General features: G+C 69.3%; 1 protein-coding gene and 1 pseudogene. Both read right to left on the bottom strand.

Features of this window, described 5'->3' with window-relative positions:
- Positions 1-856, bottom strand: an 856-nt coding sequence (locus B9S61_RS00570) for a phosphatase PAP2 family protein (protein ID WP_181007171.1), incomplete at its 3' end; no start/stop codon positions are given.
- A 228-nt stretch (positions 857-1,084) separates the two neighbouring features.
- Positions 1,085-1,590 (bottom strand): annotated as a pseudogene (locus tag B9S61_RS00565) (hypothetical protein); the annotation flags it as partial.

Below are 1,590 nucleotides of genomic sequence, written 5' to 3'. Positions count from 1 at the left end.
TTGCGGGGACCGGCTCGGCAACCGGGTCCGCGCGGTCGGCGAGCGGCCTGAGCATGACGGGCTGAGCGACCGCACCCGTCGCCGGCGCCGTCCGGCCCGGACGTGCCCGCCAGCGGTCACGCAGGTCGAAGAGGCGGGTCTCGGTGCGCGCGATCAGCGGTTCGAACCAGGGCAGCGCGAGCAGGATCAGCAGGCCCGCGGCCCAGCCCAGAATCACATCGCTCAGCCAGTGCGTCCCGATGTAGACGGTGGACATCCCCACCCCCAGCGAGGTCACCGCGGACACGGCGGACAGCCAGCGGCGCGTTCTCGGGGTGGAGGCCAGGTAGGCCAGGATTCCCCAGGTCACCACGGCGTTGGCGGTGTGGCCGCTGGGAAATATATCGCCGCCGAGCCACATCTCGCTGGAGCCGATCTCGGTCGCGTAGTGCGGTCCGAGGCGACCCATGCCGTACTTCGCCGCACCCACGGTGACGTTGAGCAGCAGCAGGGAGACACCGAGGGCGAGCAGCGGGCGCAGCGTGTGCTGCCGCCAGGAGCGCCAGCCCAGCCATGCCGCGACCATCACGGCGGTCGGGCCGCGCTGGCCCAGCACCACGTAGTAGTCGACGAAGGCGTGGAGCTCCGGCCACTGCTGGTAGGGGCGGAAGAACATGACCTGCCAGTCCAGCCGGACCAGCCAGGAGGCGATCACTACGGCCCACACGATCGCCACGTAGAAGGCCAGGGTGGCGCCGAAGAGCACCATCCGGTGCCGGCTCATTCGCGGCATGCCGATGTGAGCCGGTCGTTCCGGCTCACGGTCCAGCCTCGCGAACACCCGGTCCAGACGGGTGTGTCTCCGTTCGGTACGCACCCAGTCGACGTTACAGCGAGTGAGCGGGGAAGCCCGACGAATCAGCGTCTTTGTGATGACGATGTGATCTGGGACTCCTCTCAGGGGGGCCTTTATTTTCTGTTGATCCGTGCCGAGACCATGAATTCTTTCGATCATTCGGTGGCACGTTTTTTATCGCGTTTCTGTATTCGTTCACCGGGGCCTGGTGTGGAATTTCCCCGCTGCTCACCGGCCGTCCGGGACGGGTCAGGGCGGCCCGGAGCCGTTCAGCCAGAAGGCCCCGTACGCCGCCGAGGCCACCGCGACCGCACCCACGACCAGTGCCGGCCGGGTCGCACGAAGCCGGGTCAGGGCGAGCGCGAGGGGCGGCAGCAGAGGGAAGGCGGGCAGCAGCAGCCGCGGCTTGGAACCGAAGTAGCTCGACGCGCACAGGGCGAGCGCGGTGACGACCCCCGCGTACACCAGCAGGGGGAGCGGCTGCCGCTGCCGTACGCAGACCACGTACAGCCACACCACGAGGCCGACGCCGAGGATCAGTGCGACCCCGGCCAGGGCGGACGGGAACGACGTGAACCTGGCGGCGACGAAGCGGGCGAAGGCGTATCCGCCGTCGAACCCGTTGCGCCAGCCCGCCTGCACCTCCAGATATCCCAGAGGGCCGTCCCCGGTCCGGTGTCCCACCCACAGAACGTAACCGGAGGCCCCGAGGGGCGCGAGCAGCATGCCGAGGATCCGGCGCAGGCGGGCACCGG

This window comes from Streptomyces sp. SM1 (assembly GCF_002910825.1).
Lineage (GTDB): Bacteria > Actinomycetota > Actinomycetes > Streptomycetales > Streptomycetaceae > Streptomyces > Streptomyces okerensis.
This window is presented reverse-complemented; position numbering and strand designations above follow the sequence as displayed.